This is a genomic window from Aliidiomarina shirensis, assembly GCF_003987345.1.
GTDB classification, from domain to species: Bacteria; Pseudomonadota; Gammaproteobacteria; order Enterobacterales; family Alteromonadaceae; genus Aliidiomarina; species Aliidiomarina shirensis.
The window spans coordinates 713,473-734,307 of sequence record NZ_PIPP01000001.1 but is presented as its reverse complement, the minus strand read 5'-3'; the positions used below and the strand labels follow the sequence as shown (position 1 = coordinate 734,307).

General features: G+C 46.2%; 18 protein-coding genes and 5 tRNA genes. 7 read left to right on the top strand and 16 right to left on the bottom strand.

Annotated elements, in window-relative coordinates:
* Positions 1-45 precede the first annotated feature (45 nt).
* Positions 46-1,488, bottom strand: coding sequence for a tRNA (N6-isopentenyl adenosine(37)-C2)-methylthiotransferase MiaB (gene miaB, locus CWE13_RS03455; RefSeq protein WP_126805931.1), 1,443 nt, complete (start codon positions 1,486-1,488; stop codon positions 46-48).
* A gap of 147 nt (positions 1,489-1,635) precedes the next feature.
* Positions 1,636-2,556, bottom strand: a complete 921-nt coding sequence (locus CWE13_RS03450) for a DMT family transporter (protein WP_126805930.1) — start codon at positions 2,554-2,556, stop codon at positions 1,636-1,638.
* 159 nt (positions 2,557-2,715) lie between these two features.
* Between CWE13_RS03450 and CWE13_RS03445 the strand changes: the two genes are divergently transcribed.
* The gene (locus tag CWE13_RS03445; protein WP_126805929.1) at positions 2,716-3,954 is read left to right on the top strand and encodes an FAD-dependent monooxygenase; all 1,239 of its coding nucleotides are present in this window, start codon (positions 2,716-2,718) and stop codon (positions 3,952-3,954) included.
* A 91-nt stretch (positions 3,955-4,045) separates the two neighbouring features.
* Here CWE13_RS03445 and CWE13_RS03440 read toward each other — a convergent pair.
* From CWE13_RS03440 to CWE13_RS03410, 7 genes are all read right to left on the bottom strand, one after another.
* Positions 4,046-4,132, bottom strand: a tRNA-Leu gene (locus CWE13_RS03440).
* 21 nt (positions 4,133-4,153) lie between these two features.
* A tRNA-Gln gene (locus CWE13_RS03435) sits at positions 4,154-4,228 on the bottom strand.
* Positions 4,229-4,276: 48 nt separating this feature from the next.
* Positions 4,277-4,351: transfer RNA gene (locus CWE13_RS03430), tRNA-Gln, on the bottom strand.
* A gap of 27 nt (positions 4,352-4,378) precedes the next feature.
* Positions 4,379-4,463: transfer RNA gene (locus CWE13_RS03425), tRNA-Leu, on the bottom strand.
* 11 nt (positions 4,464-4,474) lie between these two features.
* A tRNA-Met gene (locus tag CWE13_RS03420) sits at positions 4,475-4,551 on the bottom strand.
* Between the two features lie 274 nt (positions 4,552-4,825).
* On the bottom strand, positions 4,826-5,494 hold the full coding sequence (locus tag CWE13_RS03415; RefSeq protein ID WP_126805928.1) for an SDR family oxidoreductase: 669 nt from the start codon (positions 5,492-5,494) through the stop codon (positions 4,826-4,828).
* Positions 5,491-6,876: a class II fumarate hydratase gene (locus CWE13_RS03410; RefSeq protein ID WP_126805927.1), complete on the bottom strand. Its 1,386-nt coding sequence runs from the start codon at positions 6,874-6,876 to the stop codon at positions 5,491-5,493. The genes CWE13_RS03415 and CWE13_RS03410 overlap by 4 nt, the downstream gene beginning before the upstream one ends.
* Positions 6,877-7,304: 428 nt before the next feature.
* Between CWE13_RS03410 and CWE13_RS03405 the strand changes: the two genes are divergently transcribed.
* From CWE13_RS03405 to CWE13_RS03390, 4 genes are read left to right on the top strand one after another with little or no spacing between them, the layout of a single operon-like run.
* The gene (locus CWE13_RS03405; RefSeq protein ID WP_126805926.1) at positions 7,305-7,910 is read left to right on the top strand and encodes a methylamine utilization protein; all 606 of its coding nucleotides are present in this window, start codon (positions 7,305-7,307) and stop codon (positions 7,908-7,910) included.
* Positions 7,900-10,251, top strand: coding sequence for a bifunctional diguanylate cyclase/phosphodiesterase (locus CWE13_RS03400; RefSeq protein ID WP_126805925.1), 2,352 nt, complete (start codon positions 7,900-7,902; stop codon positions 10,249-10,251). Before CWE13_RS03405 ends, CWE13_RS03400 begins: the two co-directional genes overlap by 11 nt.
* 10 nt (positions 10,252-10,261) lie before the next feature.
* Positions 10,262-11,101, top strand: coding sequence for a DUF3034 family protein (locus tag CWE13_RS03395; protein ID WP_126805924.1), 840 nt, complete (start codon positions 10,262-10,264; stop codon positions 11,099-11,101).
* 12 nt (positions 11,102-11,113) lie between these two features.
* Positions 11,114-11,542: a group I truncated hemoglobin gene (locus tag CWE13_RS03390; protein WP_126805923.1), complete on the top strand. Its 429-nt coding sequence runs from the start codon at positions 11,114-11,116 to the stop codon at positions 11,540-11,542.
* Positions 11,543-11,613: 71 nt separating this feature from the next.
* Here CWE13_RS03390 and ychF read toward each other — a convergent pair whose 3' ends face one another.
* From ychF to lolB, 7 genes are all read right to left on the bottom strand, one after another.
* Complete coding sequence (ychF, locus tag CWE13_RS03385; protein WP_126805922.1) at positions 11,614-12,705, bottom strand: redox-regulated ATPase YchF; 1,092 nt, start codon at positions 12,703-12,705, stop codon at positions 11,614-11,616.
* A gap of 15 nt (positions 12,706-12,720) precedes the next feature.
* Positions 12,721-13,311, bottom strand: coding sequence for an aminoacyl-tRNA hydrolase (pth, locus tag CWE13_RS03380; protein ID WP_198677887.1), 591 nt, complete (start codon positions 13,309-13,311; stop codon positions 12,721-12,723).
* Positions 13,312-13,329: 18 nt separating this feature from the next.
* Complete coding sequence (locus tag CWE13_RS03375) at positions 13,330-13,977, bottom strand: 50S ribosomal protein L25/general stress protein Ctc (RefSeq protein ID WP_126805920.1); 648 nt, start codon at positions 13,975-13,977, stop codon at positions 13,330-13,332.
* A 222-nt stretch (positions 13,978-14,199) separates the two neighbouring features.
* Positions 14,200-15,240: an alkene reductase gene (locus CWE13_RS03370; protein ID WP_126805919.1), complete on the bottom strand. Its 1,041-nt coding sequence runs from the start codon at positions 15,238-15,240 to the stop codon at positions 14,200-14,202.
* 199 nt (positions 15,241-15,439) lie between these two features.
* Entirely contained in the window at positions 15,440-16,387 is a 948-nt protein-coding gene (locus tag CWE13_RS03365) for a ribose-phosphate pyrophosphokinase (RefSeq protein WP_126805918.1), read from the bottom strand.
* A gap of 69 nt (positions 16,388-16,456) precedes the next feature.
* On the bottom strand, positions 16,457-17,341 hold the full coding sequence (ispE, locus tag CWE13_RS03360) for a 4-(cytidine 5'-diphospho)-2-C-methyl-D-erythritol kinase (RefSeq protein ID WP_126805917.1): 885 nt from the start codon (positions 17,339-17,341) through the stop codon (positions 16,457-16,459).
* Positions 17,331-18,131: a lipoprotein insertase outer membrane protein LolB gene (gene lolB / locus CWE13_RS03355; protein ID WP_126805916.1), complete on the bottom strand. Its 801-nt coding sequence runs from the start codon at positions 18,129-18,131 to the stop codon at positions 17,331-17,333. The genes ispE and lolB overlap by 11 nt, the downstream gene beginning before the upstream one ends.
* A gap of 296 nt (positions 18,132-18,427) precedes the next feature.
* Between lolB and hemA the strand changes: the two genes are divergently transcribed.
* Both hemA and prfA read left to right on the top strand, forming a co-directional pair.
* Positions 18,428-19,687, top strand: coding sequence for a glutamyl-tRNA reductase (gene hemA, locus CWE13_RS03350; protein WP_126805915.1), 1,260 nt, complete (start codon positions 18,428-18,430; stop codon positions 19,685-19,687).
* Positions 19,688-19,690: 3 nt separating this feature from the next.
* The gene (gene prfA / locus CWE13_RS03345) at positions 19,691-20,785 is read left to right on the top strand and encodes a peptide chain release factor 1 (protein WP_126805914.1); all 1,095 of its coding nucleotides are present in this window, start codon (positions 19,691-19,693) and stop codon (positions 20,783-20,785) included.
* Positions 20,786-20,835 lie beyond the last annotated feature (50 nt).

The window sequence follows — 20,835 nt, the reverse complement described above, 5'->3', positions numbered from 1 at the left end:
TCCTCTCAACTTCTCTTTTTAAATTAGCTCGTCGGCACGTTTAAATTAGCTCGTCGGCGCGGCTGGATTAAAGTGGGTTACCCCTAAATCATCAGGCGCTTCCGGATTACGCGCAAGAATGGCTTGCGGCGCGGTATCAATACGCAAGCCCATTTCGTGTTCTTCGCGAATTAAATCACCGCGTAACGAGTTCGGTAGGGCTTCAGTAATCAATACATCAACAAACTTACCAATCATATCGGGGCGACCTTCAAAGTTTACAACCCGGTTGTTCTCAGTACGGCCACTGAGTTCCATTGGATTTTTCTTCGAAGGGCCAATCACTAAGATACGTTGTTCAGTATTCAGCATTTGTCGGGCATGGCGTTGCGCTTGTTGATTAATACGTTGCTGTAATAGCTGTAATCGATCTTTTTTCGCTTGCTCAGTTACATCGTCAGGCAAATCAGCCGCTGGTGTGCCGGGGCGTGCGCTGTAGATGAAGCTAAAACTCAAGTCGAAATCGATAGCCTGAATTAAATCCATTGTGGCTTCGAAATCAGCATCGGTTTCACCTGGAAAACCAATAATAAAATCAGAAGACATCGCCATATTAGGGCGTACTTTCTTCAATTTGCGAATCTGTGATTTATACTCAATCGCAGTGTGGCCACGTTTCATTAGCGCGAGCACCCGATCAGAGCCGCTTTGCACAGGTAAATGCAAGTGGTTTACCAATTCAGGAATGGTTTCATAAGCGGCAATAATGTCATCGGTGAATTCCACTGGATGGGAAGTGGTGTAGCGAATTCTATCAATACCATCAATGGCGGCAATTAAATGCAATAACTCAGCGAACGTGCAGATATCACCGTCATGATGCGGACCACGGAACGCGTTTACGTTTTGACCTAGTAGGTTAACTTCACGCACACCTTGGTCGGCAAGTTGGGCTATTTCATATAAAACGTCATCTACCGGGCGGCTTACTTCTTCACCGCGGGTATACGGTACTACGCAGAACGTACAGTACTTACTGCAGCCTTCCATGATTGATACAAATGCGGTTGGGCCTTCAGCGATAGGATCAGGAAGCCGATCGAATTTTTCGATTTCTGGGAATGAAATATCAATAACTGAACCACTGCCTTCGCCAAGTTCTTTTAACATAGCGGGCAAGCGATGCAGGGTTTGTGGGCCGAATACAAGATCAACAAAGGGGGCGCGCGAACGAATAGCGGCGCCTTCTTGCGAAGCCACACAGCCACCAACACCAATAATTAAATCGGGTTTGTCTTGTTTGAGTAATTTCCAACGGCCAAGCTGATGAAACACCTTCTCTTGCGCTTTTTCGCGAATCGAGCAGGTATTTAAAAGAATTAAATCAGCATCTTCAGCTTCAGCTGTTGGCTCGTAACCGAGGTGTGCATGCAGTAGATCCGCCATTTTGCCGGAATCATACTCGTTCATTTGGCAACCCCAGGTTTTGATATAGACCTTTTTACTCATAACCTTGTTTTCATTCCACCGCTTGTACAAAAGGGAGCGTATTCTACCTTGTTCGCAATTCGTACGCTACCTTGCTAGCTTTGCCAGTATTGATTTTCCGTGGTTTTCTTTCATATACGCGAAAGAAGGTTGGTTATTTTATAAATTCTAGCTGGCTGGGGGCGTTGCTGTAGGCACTGTGCTTGGCCCTCGGCTATGGCGAATGGCGGCGTAACCTGCGGCAATGATTACCAGAGAACCTAAGAACATATTCCAAGTAAAGGCTTCACCCCACACGAGATAGCCAATTAAACCGGCGAATAACACCGAACTATAGGTGAATACACCAACCTGAGAAGGGGGAGCGATACTAAAGGCTCGGGTCATGGTGAGTTGGCCTAGCACAGCAAACAAGCCCATAGTAGCAACGCCTAACCAGAGCTTTAAACTTAAGGTTTGCCAATCGATAAGCACTGGAATAGCAGTTACTACCGTGGCAAAAAATGAGAAATAGAACACGATTTTACTTGGTGATTCGGTGCTCGCCATTTGCCGGATGATCGTTTTCGTAGAAGCTGCTAGCGCAGCGGCCAATACAGCCAAAAGCATAACCGCTGGAAGCGGTCCCGAAAGCGGATTTAGGAAAATAAGCACTCCAAAGAAACCAAGGCTAATAGCAAACCATAAACGTCCAGAAATACGTTCTTTTAGCCAAAAATAACTGATAACGGGAATCAGGAAGGGCGCCATGAGTAATACTAACGTGGCTTTCGCTAGTGAAACTTGTGAGATCACTAAGAAAAATAGGTACATGGCACCAACCCCAGCAATGCCGCGGAAGATGTGCAGCCGCAGTTGGGTTGTGCGAAATGCGGTGTGGCGCTTGCGAATTAGCCAAGGGATGAGAATTAAAAAGGCAAAAAAGTTACGAAAAAACACAAGATGGAAAAAGGGCACATCGGGCGTGAGGTGTTTTACCATTGCGCTGGTGCCTGCGAAACATAATTCAGCAAAGAGCAATAATGCGGAAGCAAGAATAACCGGATTCAGAAATACCCCCCAATGATTTGCATATGGCTGATTACACATAAAAACAATGCTTGTAATTATAACATGACACCAAAGCCGTAGGGTGAGATTTCGATTCATGTTTCCGCATATGGAAGCTTTGCGGCATAATGCCGATATAGGTATCAGAACATAGCTTAATTTATTTGTATCAGGCCTACATTAGCCAAGGAGAACTCAGTGGTAAACGATCACGTAGTAGAGCAATCAGAATCACCCTTGCCTTGGGTTGTTGTTGGTGGTGGTATGGTGGGCGCTGCGATGGCTCTGGCAATAGCTGAATCGGGCCGCAAAGTGGTTATTCTTGAGCCCTACCCAGAAACTGAATTTGATGGCAAAAGCGCTTATGATTTGCGAATTTCTGCAATTACTGCAGATAACATTGCGTTGTTAGAAGCCTTGGGTGTGTGGCAGCAGGTGGCGAGTTTGCGGGTGCAAGAATTCACTCAGTTAGCGGTGCGCGAAACGGGTGGTGAGTGGCTGCAGTTTGGCTCGGAAAAAGCGCTACCCTTAGGCTATATGGTTGAAAATAAAGCACTGCAATGGGTGCTCACGGAACGATTAAAAGCACATGCTCTCGTAGATTATCGTACAGATGGGTTCGCCAAAATTGTTGGCAGTCATTCTCTTACGGGCAATGCCGGAACTGGTGTAAATAGTGCGGCAGGCCACGGTAAATGTAGCGTGATGACCGCTAGTGGGGAAATGATTCCTTATCAATTTTTAATCGGTGCTGATGGTGTTAATTCACGAGTACGCCACGCTGCGGGCATCGGCACAGCGGGTGCAAGTTATCAAGAGCGTTGCTTACTGGCTACAGTGAATGTGGCGCAAGAAATACCCGCGGCCACTTGGCAAACATTCAGTGGACGTGAGGTGCACGCTTTGCTGCCGTTGGCTAATCAACAAGCCTGCTTGATTGTTTATGCCGATACAGCGGAAATTAACAGTTGGGCAAAAAATACGGTGGAACTCGAACTTTTCAAACGCTTTGGAGCAGAAATCGGTCCGTTCTCGTTGCAGCAATCAGCGAGTTTCCCGTTGAAACATCAACATGCATTGCGTTATTACGCGCCTTTGTTTAATACCCTGGTTGTCGGTGATGCTGCACACGGAGTGCATCCGCTCGCTGGACAAGGTGTTAATCTTGGGCTGCGCGATGTAGCCGCGCTAAGAGCGTTATTGCAGCAATTAACGGATGAAAATAAGGCGTTTACAGCGAAACTTCAAAGGGTATTAAAACAACGACAAGTGGAAAATATACTCATGGGGCAAGGGCTGGATTCTATAGCGCGAATATTTAGATCCGAACACCCGTTCTTAAGCGTTGCACGTCGTTCAGCATTCTCAATTTTGGCACGCACGGAAAAATTACGAAGCATTGCTGGCCGTTTTGCGGGTGGTCCGTTATCAAAGTAGTTTGGCAGAATCGGGTTAGAATAAGTTTGGTTAAAAAGGGTTTCGTGAATACAAAAGCGGGATAAAACGAGATATTCTGTAAGCGCTGAATTGGTGCGGAGGGAGGGACTCGAACCCTCACATCCTTTCGGACACTAGCACCTGAAGCTAGCGCGTCTACCAATTCCGCCACCACCGCAATTCAGTTCTTACAAGAAATTGGCTGGGGTACCAGGATTCGAACCTGGGAATGGCGGGATCAAAACCCGCTGCCTTACCACTTGGCTATACCCCACCAGGGATGATTCTTAAGGTATTACGTGAAGAAGTGCCGTAGGGAAGATGGCTGGGGTACCAGGATTCGAACCTGGGAATGGCGGGATCAAAACCCGCTGCCTTACCACTTGGCTATACCCCAACTGAATCTAAACAGCAAAAAACTGATTGGTGCGGAAGGAGAGACTCGAACTCTCACGCCTTGCGGCACTGGAACCTAAATCCAGCGTGTCTACCAATTCCACCACTCCCGCGGATCAGTTTTTGGTGGCTACGGCGGGATTCGAACCTGCGACCCCATCATTATGAGTGATGTGCTCTAACCAACTGAGCTACGTAGCCATATCTTTCTGATTTGCACTGTATGTGTCAGTGCGGCGCGTATTATGCGAATCCGCCCGTGTTCAGTCAACACCTTTTCGGAAAAAAACTGATATTTCTGTGCTGATTGCTCAAAAAAGCACTGAACTGGTGAAAAGTGCAGCAAATTATTAACGAAACATCTCGCTACACGCTTCACAGAAATTTAATTCCTAATTTTGAGCGGCATAATATCACGCCTTTTATTTTGTTTGAGAATCTTTAGAGCAGCGCAAACAAGTTACCAATTTTTCACTTACCAAGGCAAAACTTCGCCATTGCTGTGCCAGAATGTACCCGTGTTTTCGAGGTTAAGTTCGGCAATTCGCTGGCGCAGCCGTTCAGCTGCTTCGGTGGCGCTAATATCGCCGGTGTTATTTACCATATCCGTTTGCACATAACCGGGATGCAATAAAGCTACGGCAATACCTTCCGGTTTTAAATCACAGGCTAACGATACACCAGCCGCATTCAGTGCAGCCTTCGACATACGATAACCATAATATCCGCCGCTGCCGTTATCGCTCATCGATCCCATTCGGCTGGTAATCATAATTACTTTCGCATTATCGTTGAATTGCGATCGCAGGCCTAAGGTTAGCTGCAGGGGGGCCAAGGCATTTACATTGAATTGCTGTTGGATATCCGCTGCAGGCGCGCTTTCAAGGTTTTCCCGCGTTAGAATGCCGGCGTTGTTGATTAAAATATCAATTTTGCTGCCGCCAAGCTCGTTTTTTAGGGTTTCCGCGGCATTGCTATCGGTTACATCAATTCCAGAAATAACGGTAACTTTACTGCTGATAAGGGCTTCACTCGCTTCGCGACAGGCAGCAAAAACTTTCGCGCCTTGCTCAGCGTATTGTTTCGCGAGCTGTAAGCCAATACCACGGTTGGCACCGGTAATTAGAATATTCAGTTGGCTCATTTGTGTAATCCACCTTTAGTTAGTTCGAGGGGTGATAACAGTTCTTTTAATTCATCTTCGGTTAAGTCGGTCATTTCTTTTGCAACGTCGATAACCGGGCGGTTCTGTTGATAGGCCGCCTTAGCAATTTCCGCTGCTTTGTTGTAACCGATAACTGGATTTAATGCGGTAACTAGAATCGGGTTGCGATCAAGCGCTTCATTTAGCTTATCTTCGTTGACTTGAAAATCCGCTATGGCCTGATTAGCTAGGGCATCAGAGCTTGCCCACATAAGCTCAATACTCTGGAGTAAATTATAGGCGATGAGTGGGAGCATCACATTCAGCTGAAAATTACCGCTTTGGCCCGCAATACTAATACTGGTTTGATTGCCCATCACCTGCGCTGAAGCCATTGCAATCGCCTCTGGAATCACTGGGTTTACCTTTCCAGGCATGATGCTGGAACCGGGCTGCAGCGCGGCTAGTGTAATTTCACCGAGCCCGGCCAGAGGGCCGCTGTTCATCCAGCGTAAATCATTGGCGATTTTCATCATAATGGTGGCAACAGAAACCATACTACCCGAGGTAGCCACGGCTATATCCTGGCCGGCTATTCCGGCGAATTTATTGGCCGCTGGTGTGAAGGGTTGTTCTGTAAAATTGCTCATGCTTTCACAAAACACACGCGCAAAATCAGGATGCGCATTAATACCCGTGCCGATTGCGGTGCCTCCTTGCGGTAGCGAACGCAATTGCGGTAGCAAGGACTCTAAGCGTTGCTCTGCTTGTTCTAGTTGGGCACTCCAAGTACGCAATTCTTGGCCGAGCGTAAGTGGCATTGCATCCATTAAATGGGTGCGGCCGGTTTTTACCACATGATCTAAACGCGCTGCTTTTTCATCAATAACGTTACGCAGATTTTGCATTGCCGGAATTAGTTTACGGTGAATGCGGCGCGCAGCACTTAATTGAATGGCGGTTGGAATAACATCATTGCTGCTTTGGCCGAGATTTACATCATCGTTTGGGTGAATATCTAATCCACTCGCGCGCGCTGCTAATGTGGCTAGAACTTCGTTAACGTTCATGTTTGTGCTGGTGCCAGAGCCGGTTTGGAACACATCCACAGGGAATTGGTTTTGCCAACGGCCTTCAAAAACTTCCAGAGCCGCTTGCATGATGGCATCCGCTTTATTACTCGCAAGTAAACCAAGCTCTGCATTTGCCTCAGCGGCGCAATATTTAATAAGCGCTACTGCGCGGATAAAAGCAAAGGGAAGGGTAAGGCCGCTAATATTAAAATTATTCAATGCGCGTTGGGTCTGTGCGCCATATAGGGCATCGTCGGGAACTTCTATTTCACCCATGCTATCACGCTCAGTTCGGAATCGTTGTACCATAACCATATTCTCCGTGATCTTGAATTTAATGAATGCGATTAGTTTAACACATGAGTTGGTTTCGCCCCATGAGCCAGCTTTATACTTTCGTCTGTAATAGCTTATGAAAATTGAGGCGAGGTCGATAATAACGTTTCGCGTGTGTTTTACCAGTATGGGTGATTTAGCATTTAATTATTTTCCATCAGTAACATTAGCATCTGATGTTTTTCCGTGTTAAATGTATCTTTATATGAGTTTTTATATATGCAGTGTGTTGTTAATTAATGGTTATAGTGGTCAATCTAGAAAAGCATTGGAGACGCAATTTGACGCATCGTTATTCTAAAAAAACGTCTAATTCTATACAATTATTTGGCTCTACTCAGGCGCTTATACGCACGCTTTGCTCCCTATGTTTACTTGTTTTGATGGGAAGTTTAAACGCAATGGCTGCGATTTCTGAGAGCGAAGTTCTTGCCTTTATAGATGCTGATGAGAAGCCGCTTGAAGGTGTTGTACTGTTTCAGGTGTCTAGCGAAGAATACGTTGTCAGTGATCCGACAACGCACATTATGGATCAGGTTGATCGGCAGTTTTTACCCAATGTGTTGGTCGTTGCAACGGGCGATTTAGTAAGTTTCCCGAATAGTGATTCTATCCGACATCATGTTTACTCATTCTCCACAGCACGCTCGTTCGATATTGAGCTTTATGGTAATTCAGAAACACCCACGTTAGATTTTCCCCGTTCAGGTTTGGTTGTTGTTGGTTGTAATATCCATGATCAAATGATTGGGTATATTGTGGTCAGTGAAGAAGGGAAAGCCTTTCGTAGCGATAGTGAAGGGCAAATGATACTAACATCGGATACCGCGAACGAAGATGCGTGGTTTGCTTGGCACCCTTGGATGGCTGCTGCTGGTTTTGCTCCTGTTTCTCTTACTACAATTACACGAGATGAGCCCATGCAATTCTCAATTCGCGCACCGGAACAAAAAACCGAATCAGATTTAGAATCTCGCTTCCGTAGAAGGTTAAACCGTGGGAATTAACTTTCGAACTCGTTTATTGTTGATGGTTGGAGGCTGCATAAGTGCGGCTTTGTTGGTTGTGGTGTTAGCCATTATTATTTCAACCGAACAAAGTGTGGATGTGCACACTGAACGGGAACTTGAAGTGAGCCAGCGAGTAGTAACGCAACTGATTGATTACCGCGATAGCCAGTTGCGCCAAGCGGCTTTGGTTCTAGCCGATGATTTTGGTTTTCGGCAAGCGTTAGCAACCGCCGACGACGATACCATTATTTCCGCGCTCACGAATCAAGCACAACGTATCGATTCAGATTTGGTCATGTTACTTGAACCTAGCACCGAAATTTTAGTGTCTAGCCATGAAATATCTTCTGCTGAAATGAATGCTATGCGCAGTTTTATGGGGCTAGAAGCTGATGGTAACGATAGTGCAGGGGCGGCCATGCTGGTGGCTGAGCAAGAGCTTTTTCAGGTTGTTTTGGTACCGATTCGCGCACCGCACTTATTAGCATGGTTAGTGCTTGGCTTTACCGTAGATCGGGATTTAGCCGAGCAACTGCAACAGTTAACAAATTCATCCGTTCATTTTGTAACCGGCCGTTACACTGATAATCCTAGCGTTATTTCTTCCGCAACTGAATCTGTACAAGCAGAGCTTACCGAAGCAGTGCGCACAGAAGCGACCGACATCTGGCTTGACGGCAAAAATGAACAAGGCGTATGGCTTTCGCTGGCGATGAGTTCAGAGGCAAATCAAGCGCCAGAGCAAACATTAGAACAACAACCAGAACGCGGGGGGGTATATGTTTTTCTCACCTCGAGCCGGGAAGCAGCCGAAGAGCCCTTTGCTCCTTTGCAGCAACAGTTAATCATAATTGTGGTATTAACCCTGTTGCTCACGGTATTGATAACTTTATTTGCCAGCCGTCGATTTGTGGAGCCATTACGAACATTAGCGGTGGCTGCAGGTGATATCGCCAAAGGTAACTACAAGCAAAAAATAGTAATACGTGGAAAAGATGAAATCAGTACGCTTGCAAGAGCTTTGGATAAGATGCAAAGCGCTATTGCGGAGCGTGAATCTGAGATTTCTTACCAATCTAATCATGACTTGTTAACGGGTTTGGCGAACCAACGCGCATTTAACCGCGATGCTGAACTACGTTTAGCGGACAACGCACCGTGGACCCTTGTGGTTTTAAATTTAGATAACTTTCGTAACCTGAATGATATGTTCGGCCAAAGTGTTTGCGATGATATCTTAAGAGAATTCTCCGGAAGGCTTGCTGTGCTTGCTGAGCCAATATTTGCGGTTGCGCGCCGGCATGGTGATGAATTTGTCCTCACATATAACGGCGCCAGTGAATTGGCCGCGGTTGAGTTGAAAAAGCTGTTAGACCAAGCCTCACAACTCATTGAAATAGGTGGTGTTCACTATTCATTATCTTTGAGCGCTGGTTTAGCGGAGGCACCTTTACATGCTACCGACCGAGATGAATTAGTGCGGCTTGCGCAGTTCGCTCGCAACAAAGCAAAGCGCCAAAAACTTGGATACAGTATTTATCAAACAGGCGAAGATGAGCCTTATTTACGAACTTTATTAGTTTCCGCAGCTATTCCGGATGCCTTAAAGAACGAAGCGTTTACCTTGGTGTATCAGCCGCAACTGCGTAAAGGTGACCACGCGCTATTGAGCTGCGAAGCGCTTATTCGCTGGCAAGATTCTGAGCTAGGTTTTGTAAGCCCAGCCGAGTTTATTCCTCTGGCTGAGCAATCAGGCCAAATATTTGCCATTACGCAATGGGTACTGAAGCAGAGCTTGCTTCAGTTAGGTGAGTGGCAGCAGGTGCTCCCGAATTTGGGGCTTTCGGTAAACCTTTCGGGAGCCGATTTAGCGGAACCTGAACTACTCGATGTGATTTTTGGTGCGCTCGCAGATGCTGCAGTATCGGCTTCTTCACTTACCGTAGAAGTAACTGAAAGTGCGGTGGTTAATGATCCGAAACAAGCCATTGAGCAGTTATCTAAGTTACGAGCAGCGGGGATTCATGTTGCTATAGATGATTATGGAACGGGATATTCTTCACTTGCACAGTTGCGCGGAATGCCGGCAACCGAACTGAAGATCGATCGGAGTTTCATTATGGATCTTGCTCGTGAAGAGATCGATAAAACAATCGTGCAATCAACGATTAATATGGCACATAAGTTAGGTTTGAAGGTAGTGGCCGAAGGTGTTGAAGACGAGGAAACCGCGAATTTATTAGCGGATTATAATTGTGATGTTTTACAAGGTTATTGGTTTAGTAAGCCACTTACACCGGATGATTTCCAGCCGTGGCTGACGAAAAAGAATAATTAAAGGTATCGATATGAGAAAACTATTTACGCATAGCGCAGCGTTACTCTTGCTCGCATCGTCGGGTGCTGCCGCTGCAGAAGGGCGCTTATTGGCCACAGGTGGTGCTACCAATGTTGAAGGAGCCGCAGGTGGAGGGTTGGTGCCTTGGGCGGTGATTAGTGCTTACACGGAAGATGATGAAATTGGCGGTACGGTTGCCGTGAGCCGAGCGCAAGTTGATGATTATCGTTTAGATGTAACGGCAGCGAGTTTTTCGTTTCGCAATCGTTTAGAAGTATCGGTAGCCTCGCAGATATTTAATCTCGAAAATTTAGGCACTGAGTTGCGGCAACAGGTTTTTGGCCTGAAATATCGGGTTGCAGGGGATTTAATTTATGGTCAGTTGCCACAAATTAGCGCCGGTGTGCAGTACAAACGTAATACGCGTTATGATTTACCGAGTGCGGTGGGTTCACAACGTGATAGTGATTGGGATGCATACATTGCAGCAAGCCGTGTGTGGCTTGCAGGGCCGTTTGATAGAACTTGGTTAGCGAACGTTACCGTTCGGGCAACACGAGCTAATCAATTCGGCCTGTTAGGCTACGGTGGTGATTTGAATGATAGCCGTAAACTGCAAGTTGAAGCGGCTACAGGCATGTTTATCAATCGAGCGTTAGCTGTTGGTGTCGAATACCGGCAGAAGCCTGATAATTTGGGCTTTGCTGAGGAAGAAGATGCGATGTCGGCTTTTGTTGCTTGGTTTCCATCAAAGAATGTCGCTTTAGTGGGTGCATTTTTAGATTTAGGTAGTATTGCTGGTGCGCGTAGCCAAACGGGTTATTACCTTAGCCTGCAAGCATCGTTTTAAGAGGTTTTATTTATGAATAAATTACTAATGGTTACCGTATTGTTCGCAGCGCTTTTAATGGCGCCAAGTCAAGCTGATGCACGTGATGACCATCTATATAATGAGCTCGGTGGTACTGCTGGTATTGAGCAGATAGTGGAAGATTTGCTGTTTAATTCGATTGATGATCGCCGCATTCGCCACCATTTCGAAGGCGTTGATATGGTGCGTTTACACGAAAAGCTAAGTGAACAAATTTGTGAGCTTGCCGGTGGTCCGTGCGTTTATACCGGTGATGATATGGTGAAATCTCATACCGGCATGGGCGTTACGCGTGGCGATTTTAATGCGCTGGTTGAAGCTTTGCAGTTGGCAATGGATGATAACGAGGTATCAGTACCCGCACAAAACCGATTATTAGCTCGACTTGCATCAATGTATGATGAAATTGTCGGTTTATAAATCGTAATTCTAAAATAAAAACGCCACTTTTGAAGTGGCGTTTTTAGTAACTATTGGTTCGTAAAACAGTGCTATACGTTAAAGCGGAAGTGAATCACATCACCATCTTTAACAATATATTCCTTACCTTCTAAACGCCATTTACCAGCATCTTTCGCGCCTTGCTCACCGTTGTTATTGATGAAATCATCAAAACCAACGATTTCCGCACGAATAAAGCCTTTTTCGAAATCAGTGTGAATACGGCCAGCGGCTTGCGGTGCCGTAGAGCGTTTTTTCACTGTCCATGCGCGCACTTCTTTTACACCTGCAGTGAAGTAAGTGTGCAAATTGAGCAATTCATAGCCGGCACGAATAACCCGGTTTAGGCCCGGCTCTTCAAGCCCCATAGAATCCAAGAATTCAGCTTTCTCATCATCTTCCAGCTCTGCAATTTCTGATTCAATCGCCGCGCACACCGGCACTACAATCGCATTTTCGTTTTCAGCGAGTTTGCGCACAGTTTCTAAATGTGGGTTATCGTCAAAACCATCTTCAGCCACGTTGCAGATATACATGGTAGGCTTCAGAGTGAGCAAGTTGAACGAACGAATTACTTTTTTATCGTCATCACTAAGCTCTACTGAACGTGCCATATGGCCTTCAGCTAGCGCTGGAAGCAACTTTTCCAGTACCGCCACTTCATCTTTAGCTTGCTTATCGCCGCCTTTGGCTTTCTTGCTCAAACGGTACACGGCTTTTTCCACGGAATCTAAATCAGCAAGCGCAAGTTCGGTATTAATCGTATCGATATCTTCTAGGGGATCTACTTTGCCGGCAACGTGCACAATATTCTCATCTTCAAAACAACGCACAACATGGCCAATCGCATCAGTTTCACGAATGTTGGCTAAAAATTGATTGCCGAGGCCTTCACCTTTCGAAGCCCCCTTAACTAAACCTGCAATATCCACGAACTCCATCGTTGTCGGAATAACCTTTTGGGGTTTAACAATGGCCGATAACTGGTTTAACCGCGTGTCTGGTACTGAAACCACACCCGTGTTTGGCTCGATGGTGCAGAACGGGAAGTTAGCTGCATCAATGCCTGCTTTGGTTAACGCATTAAAAAGTGTTGATTTTCCAACGTTGGGTAAACCAACGATTCCGCATTTAAAGCCCATGAGTGATATCCGCGTTTATTCAGGTTTAATCGAATGTAAGTATTGTTTTGCAGCAGCCCAGCCATCGTTCATGGCTATTTCTACTGCACGTAATGACGCATTTATTGCATCATCCATTAAATTTTGTTCATTGCTTGGTGCTTTGCCTAACACATAACCGGTTACTTTTGAGCTATGGCCAGGATGGCCTATACCAATTCGCAAGCGATGAAAGTTGGTTTGATTCGCAAGTGCACGGGTAATATCTTTTAAACCATTATGGCCGCCGTGGCCACCACCTTGCTTAAATTTCGCAATACCTGGTGGCAAATCCAGTTCATCATGCACTACCAAAATTTGCTCTGGTAGAATTTTGAAAAAAGTTGCCATGGCGCCAACTGCTTGTCCACTTCGATTCATAAAAGTAGCAGGATTCAGTAGGCGAGTATCGCTGTAAGGGGGACCGAGTCGGGCAGTGTGCCCAAAGAACTTAGATTCAGGCGTGAGGTTTACGTTGAACTGCCGTGCAAGGGCTTCAACAAACCAGAACCCGGCATTATGCCGGGTTGCTGTATATTCGGGGCCAGGATTTCCCAGGCCCACGATTAGTTTAATGTCTGCTGACATCATTGCGTATCCGCAAAATTACTCTTTGTCGTCTTCGCCAGCTTCTTCAGGCTCTTCTGGTGCTTCTGGAGCATCATCAGATACTGTTTCAGCTTTCGGCTTGCTTACAGTAACTAGTACTGGATCGTGATCTTCACCACGAGTTAGCTCAACGAAAGTAACGCCTTTCGGTGCAGTGATTTGGCTCAAGTGAATGTTATCACCGATTTCCAAACCTTCTACGTTCACTTCAACGTACTCAGGCAGATCTTTTGGTAAGCAGCTGATTTCGATTTCATTCATTTGGTGAACAACAACACCACCAGCTTTCTTCACAGATTCTTCGCCGATGAAGTGAATTGGTAAGTTCGTGTGAAGTTCTTCTTTCGCGCTTACACGTTGGAAATCTAAGTGAGTGATCTTAGGCTTGAACGGGTGACGCTGAACGTCTTTCAAAATTGCTTGATGCTTTTTGCCATCAATGTGTAACGTTAAAATGTGGCTGTAAAAGCCTTCATGGTCAGCAGCGTTGATGATTTTGTCGTGATCTAATGTCAACGACACAGCATCAGCGTTTCCGCCATAAAGAATAGCTGGAACATTTCCTTCGTGACGAAGGCGGCGGCTCGCACCTTTACCTTTGTCCGTACGGATTTCAGCTTTGAATTCGTAGTTTGCTTTACTCATTTCGTATATCTCCGAAAATAAATGAGCTGTTTTCCGCGACCTGAAAACAGCGAATACCCTGATTTCAGGGGCCGCGCATTCTAACACCGAATAGCTAACTGTTGCAACGGCAGAAAACACATTACGCAGACTAAGCGAGGTGCGAATGATCGGGTAAAGGTAGCCGCTAGCAATAGCTCCTACGGCTTACCTTTACTCGTTCAGCGTGTGAGAATAATAAACTTACACAAGTTCAGCGAGCATCGATGCATCGTATTCCACTAATGGCTTTTGCTCGCGAACTCGGTTTACGAAATCCGGATTGGCAATAAAAGGCCGGCCAATGGCAGCAAGATCAAAAGCATTTTCTGTTATACCTTGTGCAGCCGTTTCCGGTGTTAAACCACCCACGCTGATAAATGTCCCTTGATAACGCTCACGAATATAAGTACTTGAACGGCCACCAAGATGTTCAAACGTCATGCTGTCGTCGAAAATACCTAAGTGCAAATAAGCAAGTTCCCGCTGGTTTAATTGTTCGATAAAGTAATCAAACACCTCTCTATCACGGGCATCCGGCTCAATATGCGCGTAAGCACCGGGAGTGATGCGCAGCGCAGTGCGTTCGGCACCAACCGCCGCAGTTACGGCATCAACAACTTCTAACGCAAACCGGCTCATGTTTTCTGGTGTTTCGCCGTATTCATCGGTACGTTTATTGGTATCAAAATGTAAAAACTGATCGATCAAGTAACCATTCGCACCGTGAATCTCTACGCCATCAAACCCGGCAGCCATTGCATTTTTCGCAGCCGTTACATAATCGCTTACGAGTTGTTGAATATCTTCCTTTGTCAAAGCTTTAGGCATTTCATAACTCAGATCACGCATACGCGGCAGGGTACCTTCGTGTTTTACAGCGCTCGGTGCCACCGGTTGTAAACCTGAAAAATGCGAGTGTGCTACGCGCCCTACGTGCCAAAGCTGCATAAAAATTTTACCGCCGTTCGCATGCACTTTCGCCGTCACCTTCTTCCAGCCAGCTATCTGTTCATCACTGAAAATCCCAGGAACATTTGGATAACCTTGAGCATCGGCTCGAATTATCGTGGCTTCGCTGATAATCAAACCAGCATCTGCACGTCGTGCATAATAATCGGCCATAGTATCTGTGGGTACTAAACCTGGCCCGGCCATACAACGCGTAAGTGGCGCCATTACAAAACGGTTTGCAAGCGTAAGCGCAGAATTGAGGGGGAAAGCTTCAAATAACACTGGTGACATGAATACTCCGTATGCCTAAACAAGTAGTTTTAACTTGTATAGCTATATGGGGCGCATATTTGCGGCTTTCAAGGGGAATGGATGGCTAGAAAGAAGAAATCTATTGTGTTAATTGCCGTTTAAAACATAAAAGCGGGAGGCTAGGCTCCCGCTTTTGATCACAACAACTGTAGAACAGTGTTGTATTGATATGCCAATATTAGTATTCGAACATTGCCGAAATTGATTCTTCGTTGCTTACCCGGCGCAGAGCTTCAGAAAGCATGCCGCTGAGGGTCAGTTGAGTAACCAAACCGAGTGATTTCATCTCTTCAGATAAAGGAATGGAATCAGTAACAATTACTTCGTCAATTGCAGAATTACGCAAGTTCTCAACGGCATTGCCTGAAAAAACAGGGTGGGTAGCGTAAGCAAATACGCGTTTAGCACCATTTTTCTTCAGTGCTTCTGCAGCTTTGCACAATGTACCACCGGTATCGATCATGTCGTCTACCATAATACAATCACGGCCATTCACGTCGCCGATAATATGCATTACCTGTGATTCATTCGCTTTCGGGCGGCGTTTATCGATAATAGCCAAATCTGCATCATTCATCAGTTTCGCCATTGCGCGTGCACGCACAACGCCACCGATGTCGGGTGAAACCATAACCGGTGAATCCCATTTCTGCAGCTTCATGTGCTCAAGCAACACTGGGCTACCAAACACGTTATCTACGGGAACATCAAAGAAGCCTTGAATCTGCTCAGCATGTAAATCAACCGTAAGAACACGGTCAACGCCTACACTTGAGAGAAAATCAGCTACTACTTTTGCGGTTATGGGAACCCGTGCAGAACGAACACGGCGATCTTGGCGCGCGTAACCAAAATAAGGAATAACGGCAGTAATACGGCCAGCAGAAGCACGACGAAGTGCATCGACCATAACTACAAGTTCCATTAGGCTATCGTTGGTTGGGGCGCAGGTTGATTGGATAATAAAAACATCAGAACCACGAACGTTTTCGTTGATGATGACACTGATTTCGCCGTCACTGAAGCGGCCGACATCGGCATCTCCCAGCTTGATGTATAGGCGATCAGCGATCTTGCGGGCTAGCTCGGGTATTGCATTGCCAGCAAAGAGCTTCATGTCAGGCACAGGTAACCTCGACCAATTTTATGTATTGTGAGCGGAATTCGACAGGTATCTGGTATTCCAACTGTTACCTCAGGGGAGCTGCTTCAATGCCTGGTGCAATGGCGATTGATTAACTCCTTTTGCAACAAACCCCCGAAATTCTGTCGGAAGTACTTGCAAGGCTTGTTCTGCTTCAACTGCCGAAGAGAAGCAACCAAAAACACAAGCCCCGGTCCCCGTCATTCTGGACGGAGCATATTTTAGCAACCACTGTAGTGCGCTGGCAACCTGCGGATAAAGTGAACAGACCAATTTTTCACAATCATTACGGCCTTGTTGCCATTCATTTAGTGCCGTTTTCGCAGCCGGTGTATTTCGCGGTAGCGCCGGGTGGGTAAAGATTTCGGCGGTACTTACATGAACATTTGGTTGCACAATTAAGTACCAATTTTCAGCCGGATTTGCCGGTGAAAATATTTCACCAACGCCTTGTGCAAAGGTTGCTTTTCCGTGAACAAATACGGGAACATCGGCACCTAGGCCTAAACCTATTTCAGCCAGTTCATCATTTGATAGCTGTAATCGCCATAAATGATTCAAGCCAAGTAGGGTAGTTGCGGCGTCAGAAGAGCCGCCACCAAGCCCACCACCGGCGGGTAATTGCTTGTTAAGCGTTAGCTTCACGCCTTGCTTTGAATTACTTCGGTAAGGCGCCAATAACCGTGCAGCTCGATAAACTAGATTTTCTTCTTGAGGAAAATCGAGTGTGCCCTGATCGAGCTGAATATCGCCGTCATGAGTCAATTCAAATGTTATATCATCGCTGTAATCTAAAAACTGAAATAAAGTTTCTAGTTGATGATAGCCATCGGGACGCCGGCCGGTTATGTGTAAGTATAAGTTTAGTTTTGCTGGCGCTGGCAAATCAAAGCTTATTGGCGGATTGTCTATGGTATTGTTCGGGTTAATTCGCATTCTCGCCAACCTCTAAGCGCCAACGGCTAATACGTAAATGTACGCGAATGTTATTGCGGCTAGCTTCAATACGATGCGGCAGTAGCAATGGTTGGTCCGCGTAAGGGACACTGCGATAATCGCCAAACTCCAATACCCAACGTTCTTCTGCCCATGCACCAAGCGTAAACTCAGCTTCATAGGTGGCTAATGCACCATTTGCGTACCAGCGCTTTTGCCTTAATCGAGCATCAGGTTCGGCGCCGGTAATCGCTTGGTTCAGCAATGAAAAAGGAATAACCATCCCGGTATGCTGTAATAGCAGTACGTTTAAATCAGAGCCTTCATAACGATTGCCATCACGGTCGATAAGTACACTTAGATTTTCGCTTTGCTCTAAACGCGCTAAAGTTCCGGCAAGTTGGTGATAAAGTCGAAAATTAGTTGCATCCGGTGTTTTATTCCAATTGAAGCGCGCAGCATCGCGAACATCGGCGGCATCATCAAAAAATGCAACATTCCCTTGTAAACCAAACTGTTCGAGTTGCGCAAGTGATTGCTGTTGTTGTTCTATTAGGTTCGTGTCGATTTGCCGAGCCGTATAGGTATCGCCATCAATAGCCGGGCGGGTGGCGCAGGCGGTAAGGAAGATACTCATACAGAATATAGAGAATAGTTGTAAACGCTTCATTCGTACGTTGGTTTCTTGCGGGTTGTGGTGATGCTGAGTTTTATCGATTGCAGCATTCTGAAAATAACCGCCGTTTAACCGCGCACGCAGGGATTTTAACGGTATGATAGATGACAACATGCAAATTCCTTGCGTAGAAATAACTAACAGTAACCAACGAAAGTATCAAAATGAACTTAAAGCTGAGCTTCAGCGCAAAACAACAAATGCTAGCAATGGAAAATATTATTTAGATCAAAAGTGTAGCACTTTGGCTTTCGCGAGTGCACCTCGCAAGTAAAATGTTGTTGGAATCGACGTTCAGCCACGCGGCTCTGCTTTCAATAGAGGCGCTTCTCGCATACAATACCGGCCGGAAATCGCCAGTGATTTTTGGCATAAATTTACGTTTCACAGGGCATTATTGCACAACATACATGACAATATTGGCACTTGGTATTAATCACAAAACAGCTACCGTGGATATCCGCGAGCGCGTAGCGTTTCAACCTGAGCAAATTGAACTGGCATTACAATCGCTCGTTCAACAAGGCAAAGTGAGCGAAACCGTGATCGTATCAACATGCAATCGAACCGAATTGTATTGTCATGCAGATACCAACGAGCACCACGAAATTATTAATTGGTTAGCGACATTCCATCAGATAACACCGGAAGAGTTGAGCCAATATATTTATCAGCACGAAGATACGGCGGCCGTTTCCCATTTGATGGCAGTTGCGGCGGGCTTAGATTCACTTGTGTTGGGTGAGCCACAAATATTAGGGCAGGTAAAACAGGCTTTTCAGCAAGCTCGTGATGCCGGCACCGTAGGATCAGTATTCGAGCGTTTGTTTCAATCTACCTTTGCCGCGGCGAAGGTGATTCGTACCGAAACTGAAGTTGGTCAGAATGCTGTTTCGGTAGCCTTTGCCGCTGTTAATCTGGCTCGCCATATTTTTGCTGATTTAAGAAATGCTAACGTTTTGTTAGTGGGCGCCGGCGAAACCGCAGAATTAGCAGCACGCCATTTACAAGAGCAGGGCGTGAAGAATCTACGAGTGGCTAATCGCACTGTAGCGCGCGCTGAAGAGCTCACTAAAATAGTAGGCGGCGAAGCGTATGCGTTAAATGCGTTAGAAGCGCTATTACCAATCTCAGATATTATTATCAGTTCTACGGCGAGCCCTGTGCCGGTTATTGGTAAAGGTTTGGTGGAAAGTGCTTTGCGCAAGCGTAAGCATCGGCCAATGTTGCTCATTGATTTGGCTGTGCCTCGGGATATTGAGAAACAAGTTAGTGAACTGGATGATGCATTTTTATACACCGTGGATGATTTGCAATCTATCGTGAATAAGAATCTGCAACAACGGCACCAAGCTGCCAATGAAGCGCGGGATATCATTCAAAAGTATGCTGAAGAATTTGCCGGTTGGATGGAAAGCCTTAATAGCGTGGATTTACTTCGTCGTTATCGCGCCAGCGCGGAATTAACGGCGGAGCAACAGAAAGAAAGAGCTCTAGCCGCTTTGGCCGGGGGAAAGCCCCCTGAGCAGGTAATACAAGAATTAACTCAGCGCCTCACCAATACCCTGGTGCATGCGCCTACGAAAGCGATACAAGAAGCGGGCAAGCGCAAAGATATTTCAGCGCTTGCGGCTTATCAGAAACTATTCAACGATACATCTCAGGATTAATACATGCTCAAAGCATCTTTGGTGAACAAGCTGGAAAGCTTGATCGAACGCCATGAAGAACTCGAAGTTTTGTTAGGTGATGCCGATATCATTACCAACCAAGATAAATTTCGTGCGCTCTCCCGTGAATATTCGCAACTCGAAGATGCGGTGGTGTGTTTTCGGAAATATCAGCAATCACTGGAAGATTTAGCCGCAGCGAAAGAAATGGTTGCAGAATCGGATGCTGAGATGCGTGAAATGGCGTATGAGGAAGTGCAATTAGCGGAAAGCACGTTAGAAGCATTAGCGAGTGAACTGCAGGTTTTATTATTACCGAAAGATCCGAACGACGACCGCCCTTGTTATTTAGAAATTCGAGCGGGCGCGGGTGGCGATGAAGCCGCAATTTTTGCAGGTGATTTATTCCGCATGTATAGCCGTTACGCTGAACGTAATTCTTGGCGTATGAATATTATTAGCGCGAATGAAGGCGAGCATGGCGGTTTCAAAGAAATCATCGTGCACATGATGGGCGATGGTGCCTACGGCAAAATGAAGTTTGAATCGGGCGGGCACCGCGTGCAGCGTGTGCCGGAAACTGAATCGCAAGGCCGTATCCATACATCAGCATGCACAGTGGCGGTGCTCCCGGAAATTCCTGAAGCAGAAGCCATTGATATCAACCCAGCCGATCTTCGTATTGATACCTATCGTGCATCCGGTGCGGGCGGGCAGCACGTGAACCGAACCGATTCCGCTGTGCGCTTAACCCATTTACCAACAGGTGTGGTGGTTGAGTGTCAGGAAGAGCGTTCGCAGCACAAGAACAAAGCAAAAGCGATGTCGGTATTGCAATCACGATTGCAAGCAGCTGAAGATGCTCGCCGGGCAGCGGCAGAGCAAAGCACGCGCCGCAGTTTAGTGGGCAGTGGTGATCGTTCAGAACGCATCCGCACCTACAATTACCCACAAGGCCGTGTTACCGATCATCGCATCAACCTTACGTTGCATCGTTTGAATGAAGTTATTGAGGGAAGCTTAGATCTTTTGCTTGATGCTATTATTCAGGAACATAATGCCGATCTACTTGCCTCATTATCAGAGCAGGGCGAGTAATCAGCCATTGTTTACAACCGCGCAGTGCTTCTTCAATTACATATGAGATT

Excerpts from the sequence above, each read along its gene's own strand:
- CWE13_RS03410 (WP_126805927.1), bottom strand. The coding sequence starts at position 6,876 with ATGGTACAACGATTCCGAACTGAGCGTGATAGCATGGGTGAAATAGAA.
- miaB (WP_126805931.1), bottom strand. The coding sequence starts at position 1,488 with ATGAGTAAAAAGGTCTATATCAAAACCTGGGGTTGCCAAATGAACGAG.
- pth (WP_198677887.1), bottom strand. The coding sequence starts at position 13,311 with ATGTCAGCAGACATTAAACTAATCGTGGGCCTGGGAAATCCTGGCCCC.
- CWE13_RS03370 (WP_126805919.1), bottom strand. The coding sequence starts at position 15,240 with ATGTCACCAGTGTTATTTGAAGCTTTCCCCCTCAATTCTGCGCTTACG.
- lolB (WP_126805916.1), bottom strand. The coding sequence starts at position 18,131 with ATGTTGTCATCTATCATACCGTTAAAATCCCTGCGTGCGCGGTTAAAC.
- prfA (WP_126805914.1), top strand. The coding sequence starts at position 19,691 with ATGCTCAAAGCATCTTTGGTGAACAAGCTGGAAAGCTTGATCGAACGC.
- CWE13_RS03395 (WP_126805924.1), top strand. The coding sequence starts at position 10,262 with ATGAGAAAACTATTTACGCATAGCGCAGCGTTACTCTTGCTCGCATCG.
- CWE13_RS03375 (WP_126805920.1), bottom strand. The coding sequence starts at position 13,977 with ATGAGTAAAGCAAACTACGAATTCAAAGCTGAAATCCGTACGGACAAA.
- hemA (WP_126805915.1), top strand. The coding sequence starts at position 18,428 with ATGACAATATTGGCACTTGGTATTAATCACAAAACAGCTACCGTGGAT.
- CWE13_RS03390 (WP_126805923.1), top strand. The coding sequence starts at position 11,114 with ATGAATAAATTACTAATGGTTACCGTATTGTTCGCAGCGCTTTTAATG.
- CWE13_RS03450 (WP_126805930.1), bottom strand. The coding sequence starts at position 2,556 with ATGTGTAATCAGCCATATGCAAATCATTGGGGGGTATTTCTGAATCCG.
- CWE13_RS03405 (WP_126805926.1), top strand. The coding sequence starts at position 7,305 with ATGGCTGCGATTTCTGAGAGCGAAGTTCTTGCCTTTATAGATGCTGAT.
- CWE13_RS03415 (WP_126805928.1), bottom strand. The coding sequence starts at position 5,494 with ATGAGCCAACTGAATATTCTAATTACCGGTGCCAACCGTGGTATTGGC.
- ychF (WP_126805922.1), bottom strand. The coding sequence starts at position 12,705 with ATGGGCTTTAAATGCGGAATCGTTGGTTTACCCAACGTTGGAAAATCA.
- ispE (WP_126805917.1), bottom strand. The coding sequence starts at position 17,341 with ATGCGAATTAACCCGAACAATACCATAGACAATCCGCCAATAAGCTTT.